Annotated in this window: 7 protein-coding genes; all 7 read left to right on the top strand. The window is 45.9% G+C overall.

Going from position 1 to position 6,690, the window contains the following annotated elements; genetic code table 11:
- A partial coding sequence (locus tag BUA56_RS20655) for a transposase (protein WP_072854633.1) occupies window positions 1-199 on the top strand: 199 nt, incomplete at its 5' end.
- Window positions 200-453: 254 nt separating this feature from the next.
- Window positions 454-1,947: a sensor histidine kinase gene (locus BUA56_RS20650; RefSeq protein ID WP_072854662.1), complete on the top strand. Its 1,494-nt coding sequence runs from the start codon at window positions 454-456 to the stop codon at window positions 1,945-1,947.
- Window positions 1,940-2,629, top strand: a complete 690-nt coding sequence (locus BUA56_RS20645; protein WP_072854661.1) for a response regulator transcription factor — start codon at window positions 1,940-1,942, stop codon at window positions 2,627-2,629. Before BUA56_RS20650 ends, BUA56_RS20645 begins: the two co-directional genes overlap by 8 nt.
- Before the next feature lie 20 nt (window positions 2,630-2,649).
- On the top strand, window positions 2,650-4,080 hold the full coding sequence (locus BUA56_RS20640) for an aminotransferase class I/II-fold pyridoxal phosphate-dependent enzyme (protein ID WP_072854660.1): 1,431 nt from the start codon (window positions 2,650-2,652) through the stop codon (window positions 4,078-4,080).
- Between the two features lie 36 nt (window positions 4,081-4,116).
- Complete coding sequence (locus BUA56_RS20635; protein WP_072854659.1) at window positions 4,117-4,704, top strand: nucleoside/nucleotide kinase family protein; 588 nt, start codon at window positions 4,117-4,119, stop codon at window positions 4,702-4,704.
- A gap of 113 nt (window positions 4,705-4,817) precedes the next feature.
- Window positions 4,818-5,807, top strand: a complete 990-nt coding sequence (locus BUA56_RS20630; protein WP_072854658.1) for a DNA polymerase III subunit — start codon at window positions 4,818-4,820, stop codon at window positions 5,805-5,807.
- A 2-nt stretch (window positions 5,808-5,809) separates the two neighbouring features.
- Window positions 5,810-6,682 carry a PSP1 domain-containing protein gene (locus BUA56_RS20625; RefSeq protein ID WP_072854657.1) on the top strand — a complete coding sequence of 291 codons (873 nt, stop codon included), beginning with the start codon at window positions 5,810-5,812 and terminating at the stop codon, window positions 6,680-6,682.
- Window positions 6,683-6,690: the final 8 nt, after the last annotated feature.

Below are 6,690 nucleotides of genomic sequence, written 5' to 3'. Positions count from 1 at the left end.
TATCCATGGGGCGTTGCTCCGCATGAACCGCTCCATCCAGGCAGAAGGGACATTTGGAATCATCAAATACGACCGAAGGTATAAGCGAATTGTAAGAAGAGGACTGGATTCGGTAAGAGTAGAGATATTTCTTGTTTCTATCGGCCATAATCTCTATAAAATCTATAATAAGCAGATGAGACTCCGGGAAGTGGCTTAAAGAAGAAAGAGCGCACGTTTGTTGGGGTAAGGGGGATTATGCGCTTTTTACTGCTTTTTTCTTACGCTTTCCACAAAATAAAGAGGGGCTGAAAAAATGGAGTTAGAGCAACTCCATTTTTTCACAGCCCCCTTTTTTGGCTTTTTAATAGAAAGTTTAGATTTGGAGGACTTTGTTTAGATGAAAACCCTCTATGAATGTGCTATACTTATACAATAAAGTGAGCTTTTAGGCTCTTTAGAGAGGATAAAATCATGAAACTAAAAACACGGATTATTATTTCTTTTTTTGTGATTATTTTAGTTCCTCTGGTATTCACCGGGGCCTGTCTGTATGGGTTCAGCCATTATATGCTTAAGAATATTGAGAAGCAATATGGAATTGAGAATCCCACATATGAGAATTTATCTAACTCTCTGCAGATGCTGAGCGGTATGACAAAGAAAACTTTTGACTCTCTGCAGCAGCAGGCGAAGAATCAACCGGATTCTTTTGAGGACGTGCAGTATCTGGATTCGATCAATACGGAGCTGTCATCGAAATATTCTTTTCTTATTGTCCGCTTGGACGGCAATATTATTTATTGCGGAGCCAAAGGAGATCAGTCGGAGCTTCTGGAGAGTCTCCCCAAATCTGGCGATTTCCGGTCTGGATCGGACAGCGGGATTTATCTGGGGAGTACACTGCAGGCGCTGGTAAAGCAGGTTGACTTTACCCTGGACAACGGAGATGACGGGAGTGCCTTTATTGTGACCAGTGCAGTTGAGACGATACCTCAGGTGCAGTCTCTCATGAAGAATATGCTGGGAGTGGTGGTTCTGATTCTGTTTATTACCAGTCTCGGACTTACACTGTGGATCTACCAGGGAGTAATCACTCCCCTGAATAAATTAAAGGTGGCTACACAGAATATCAAAGAAGGAAATCTGGACTTCACCATTGAAGGGGAGGGCGTGGATGAGATCAGTGACCTGTGCAGTGACTTTGAGGAGATGAGGCAGCGCCTGAAGGAATCCGCGGAGGAAAAGGTACAGTTTGATAAGGACAATAAAGAGCTGATCAGCAATATCTCCCATGATTTGAAGACTCCTATTACTGCCATTAAAGGATATGTGGAGGGCATCATGGATGGGGTAGCGGACACCCCCGAGAAGATGAACAAGTATATCAGGACAATCTACAGCAAGGCCAATGATATGGACAGGCTGATCAATGAACTGACATTTTACTCTAAGATTGACACCAACCGCATTCCCTATACGTTCAGCAAGATTCATGTGACAGATTACTTTGATGACTGTGCGGAGGAACTGGGACTGGAGCTGGAATCGAAAGGGGTTGAACTGGGATATTACAACTATGTGGATCAGGATGTGGTAGTGATTGCGGATGCGGAGCAGATGAAGCGGGTAATTAATAATATCGTGGGGAATTCTCTTAAATATATGAATAAATCTAAGGGATTCATCAACCTTCGGGTAAAAGATGTAGGCGATTTCATTCAGGTTGAGATTGAAGATAACGGAAAAGGTATCGCAGCAAAGGATTTGTCCAATATTTTTGACCGGTTTTACCGGACAGATGCTTCCAGGAATTCATCAAAGGGAGGAAGCGGTATTGGTCTTTCTATTGTTAAGAAGATCATTGAGGACCACGGAGGAAAAGTGTGGGCAACGAGCAAGGAAAATATTGGGACAGTGATGTACTTTGTCCTTAGAAAATATCAGGAGGTACCAGTGAATGAGTAAGATATTGATAATCGAAGATGAAGAGGCAATTGCGGATCTGGAGAAGGATTACCTGGAACTCAGCGGTTTCCAGGTGGAAATCGAGCACAGGGGGGACGTGGGACTGAAAAAGTCTCTGGAGGGAGATTATGATCTGTTTATACTGGATCTTATGCTTCCCGAACTGGATGGATTTGAGATCTGCAGGGAGATTCGGGCGCAGAAGAATACGCCTATTATTATGGTCTCCGCTAAAAAAGATGATATCGATAAGATCAGGGGCCTCGGACTGGGCGCAGATGACTATATGACCAAACCTTTCAGCCCCAGCGAGCTGGTAGCCAGAGTAAAAGCCCATCTTGCCAGGTATGAAAGGCTGATTGGCACAGGGGTTCAGGAAAACGACATTATTGAAATCCGGGGACTCAAGATTGATAAGACGGCCAGAAGGGTCTGGGTAAATGGAGAAGAAAAGAACTTCACTACCAAGGAGTTTGATCTGCTTACCTTCCTGGCACAGAATCCGAACCGGGTATTTACGAAGGATGAACTTTTCAAAGAGATATGGGACATGGAGTCTATCGGAGATATTGCTACTGTAACGGTGCATATTAAGAAGATTCGCGAAAAGATTGAGTATAATACAGCAAAGCCCCAGTATATCGAGACTATCTGGGGTGTAGGCTATCGATTTAAGGTATAAGAGAACTGGAAGCAGAGGATATGGAAAGATTAGACGGTTTATTGAAGGCATACAGTACTAAGGATTACTACCCGTTTCACATGCCCGGCCATAAGAGGCGCGCAGTGGAGGGGACTTTTAGTAGTCCTTTTTCTATCGATGTCACGGAGATTGAAGGGTTTGACAATCTTTATTACCCGGAGGGGATTTTAAAGGATGCCCAGGAACGGGCGGCACGTCTTTACGGAGCAGAGAAAACCTATTACTGCGTAAATGGAAGCTCCGGAGGAATTCTGAGCGGGATCTCCGCCTGTACCACCCGGGGGGGAACCCTCCTTATGGCCCGCAACAGCCACAAGTCCGTGTACCATGCCGCCTATCTGCGGGGACTCCGGACGGTTTATCTGGATCCGGAACCGGAACACAGATATGGGCTGAGTGGGGGGATTACCTGTCAGGAGACAGAGGAGAAGCTGGCGGCCAATCCCGGGATCCAGGCCGTGATCCTTACCTCACCTACGTATGACGGAGTAGTATCTGATATCCGGGGGATCAGTGAGATTGTTCACAGATATGGAATTCCCCTTCTGATAGATGAGGCACATGGGGCACACCTGGGATTTCACCCCTACTTTCCGGAACCGGCTCTGGCCTGCGGAGCAGATTTGGTGGTACAGAGTCTTCACAAGACCATGCCCTGTCTTACACAGACCGCACTGGTACATTTGGGAAGCAAAAGAGTCCCCCGGGAAGCATTGGAACGGTTTCTGGGGATTTATCAGACCAGCAGTCCTTCCTATGTATTGATGGCAAGCATGGAGTATGGTCTGGGACTGGTAACAGATGATGGAAAGAGGCTGTTTGATGCATATGCGGGACTTTTGAAGGCACATCGGAAGCGCCTGGAGGCTATGGAGAATTTGGGGCTGGTTCCCCGCAGCCTGGAGGGGACACACGGGATTTATGCCATGGATCCTTCAAAGCTTATAATATCTACCAAGGATTGCGGCTTGACGGGAGCGGAATTATATTCTATTTTATTAGATAAGTATCATCTGCCTATGGAGATGGCGGCCAGGGATTATGTGCTGGGAATGACTAGTATTATGGATACTGCTCTGGGTTATGAGAGGTTATCCACAGCATTGGAAGAAATTGATCAAAATGTGGATAAGGCTGATGATTCCGGGGATGGGTGTGGATACTGCGGATACTGGAACTACGGAGAGCAGAGGCTGACCATTGCAGATGCCTTGGAACAGGATAGGAAATCGGTAGTATTATCGGAAAGTCCCGGAGAAATCTCCGGGGAATACCTGTACCTGTACCCTCCCGGCATACCGCTGCTGGTTCCCGGGGAGATGATTACAGAGAGACTGATAGATGAGGTGCGGGAGTATCAGGACATTGGGCTGGATCTCCAGGGTCCCGCGGATCATACAAACCAGAGGATACAGGTGGTTTGCCGGTAGAGTGAGAGATATCTAAGAGGATGGCAGGGAGCAGAGATGGGAAAGATTTTTTACATTATGGGAAAGAGTTCCTCAGGGAAGGATACAATCTATGAAAGGCTGCTGGAGGATGAGGCAGTTGGGTTAAGGCCCATTGTATTGTATACTACAAGACCGATCCGCAGGGGGGAGCAGGAGGGCAGAGAATATCACTTTGTCACACCGGGGAGGCTGGAGGAGTGGAAGAGAGAAGGAAAAATTATTGAGCTTAGGGATTACCGGACCGTTCATGGGATCTGGAGTTATTTTACCGCAGATGACGGGCAGATTGACCTGAACAGCAGCAGTTATCTGGGGATAGGCACTTTGGAGTCCTATAATAGGATGAGAGAGTATTTCGGAGAAGGGACTATGTGTCCCATTTATATAGAAGTAGAGGACGGTGAGCGGCTGAAAAGGGCCATAAAGAGGGAAGAAAAGCAGGAGGAACCCAGGTACGAGGAACTCTGCAGGCGCTTTCTGGCAGATGCAGCGGACTTTTCCGAGGAGAATATCCGGAGAGCAGGAATAGGAAAAAGGTTCCGCAACGAGGTTTTAGAGAGCTGCCTGGAGGAAATCAGAGAGTATTTGTATGAATTGCGGTGAGTTGTGAGATTAAGTCTGTATATTGAAAACAATTTATGCTATAATGGCTACAACGGACATACAGCGTCCGGGATCCAAGAGGATTTAAACTGCGAAGGATAGAGGTGAGTTATATGCAAGGGTTTGAAGAAGTTTTAGGGCACGAAGAGATTATCCGGCATTTACAGAATGCGGTGGCTATGAATAAGGTATCTCATTCTTATATTTTTGCCGGGGAGACAGGATCCGGGAAAAAGCTTCTGGCTAATTTATTTGCCATGACTTTACAGTGTGAAAAGAGAGGAATAGAGCCTTGTCTGGAGTGCGCTTCCTGTAAGAAGGCGCTCAGCAAAAATCAGCCTGATATCATTAATGTAACTCACGAGAAGCCTAATACGATTAGTATAGAAGATATACGCGAACAGGTAATCGGTGATATTCAGATTAAGCCGTATGCCAGTCCCTATAAGATATACATTATTAATGATGCGGAGAAGCTGACGGTTCAGGCACAGAATGCTCTGCTTAAAACCATAGAGGAGCCGCCGTCCTATGGGGTGGTGATGCTGCTGGCGAATAATGTCAGTGCTCTGCTGCCAACGATTTTGTCCCGCTGTGTGGTACTTAATCTCAAGGCGGTAGGGGATAATCTGATTAAGACTTACTTAATGGAGCGGCTTCATATTCCGGATTATCAGGCGGACATGTGTGTTTCTTTTGCACAGGGAAATGTGGGAAAGGCAGAACAGATTGCCTCCTCGGAGGAGTTTAATGAGATGACAGAGTCTGCCCTTAAAATTCTCAGGCACGCCGAAGAGATGGAGCTAAATGATCTGATTGACACCATTAAGTCTCTTACCCAGGAAAAGAACACGATCTATGAATATCTGGATTTGTTTTTGCTGTGGTTTAGGGATGTACTTTTATTTAAAGCTACCCGGGAGGTAGACAGCCTGGTGTTCCGCCAGGAGATTAATTATATTAAGGAACGGGCCAGAAAAAGTTCTTACGAAGGTCTTGAGACGATTATCAATGCCGTAGAGACTGCAAAGGTGCGGCTGAATGCCAATGTAAACTTTGAACTGGTTATGGAATTGCTGTTCCTTACCATCAGGGAGAATTAAACATGACAAGAGTAATAGGAGTTCGTTTTCGGAATGTGGGGAAGATATATTACTTTAACCCCAAAGGATTTGACATAAAAGCGGGAGACCATGTAATTGTGGAGACCGCAAGAGGTGTAGAGTACGGTTCAGTTGTGCTTTCCCCCAGAGATGTGGAGGACAGCAAAGTAATTCAGCCTCTGAAGGAAGTGATCCGTGTGGCGACCCAAAAGGACACGGAGAAAGAGGAGAAAAACAGAAAAAAAGAGAAGGAAGCTTACCAGATCTGCCTGAAAAAGATTCAGGCACATAACCTGGAGATGAAGCTGATAGATGTAGAGTATACTTTTGACAATAATAAGGTACTATTCTATTTTACCGCGGATGGAAGGATTGACTTCAGGGAGCTGGTAAAAGATCTGGCAGCTGTCTTTAAGACAAGAATTGAGCTTCGCCAGATTGGAGTCCGTGATGAGACCAAGATACTGGGAGGGATTGGGATCTGCGGCCGTGCGCTGTGCTGCCATACGTATCTCTCAGAATTTGCGCCGGTCTCCATTAAGATGGCGAAGGAACAGAATTTATCCCTCAATCCTACAAAGATTTCCGGGGTATGCGGAAGACTTATGTGCTGCCTGAAAAATGAGCAGGAGACCTATGAGGAGCTGAACCGCAGACTTCCGGGCACCGGGGATACTGTGACAACACCGGAGGGACTCCGGGGAGAGGTTCAGAGTGTCAGCGTATTGCGCCAGCTGGTGAAGGTAATTGTGGATGTGAATGATGAAAAAGAGATTCGGGAATATAAGGTAGAGGAACTGAAGTTTAAACCCAAGCATAAGAAGGTTAAGATTTCAGAGGAAGAATTAAAAGCTCTGGAAGAATTGGAAAAATAGATCAGACA

The organism is Lactonifactor longoviformis DSM 17459 (assembly GCF_900129135.1).
In the GTDB taxonomy this organism is placed as follows: domain Bacteria; phylum Bacillota; class Clostridia; order Lachnospirales; family Lachnospiraceae; genus Lactonifactor; species Lactonifactor longoviformis.
This window is presented reverse-complemented; position numbering and strand designations above follow the sequence as displayed.

Coding starts and splice junctions, on each gene's coding strand:
- BUA56_RS20630 (WP_072854658.1), top strand. CDS start 4,818: ATGCAAGGGTTTGAAGAAGTTTTAGGGCACGAAGAGATTATCCGGCAT.
- BUA56_RS20635 (WP_072854659.1), top strand. CDS start 4,117: ATGGGAAAGATTTTTTACATTATGGGAAAGAGTTCCTCAGGGAAGGAT.
- BUA56_RS20645 (WP_072854661.1), top strand. CDS start 1,940: ATGAGTAAGATATTGATAATCGAAGATGAAGAGGCAATTGCGGATCTG.
- BUA56_RS20640 (WP_072854660.1), top strand. CDS start 2,650: ATGGAAAGATTAGACGGTTTATTGAAGGCATACAGTACTAAGGATTAC.
- BUA56_RS20650 (WP_072854662.1), top strand. CDS start 454: ATGAAACTAAAAACACGGATTATTATTTCTTTTTTTGTGATTATTTTA.
- BUA56_RS20625 (WP_072854657.1), top strand. CDS start 5,810: ATGACAAGAGTAATAGGAGTTCGTTTTCGGAATGTGGGGAAGATATAT.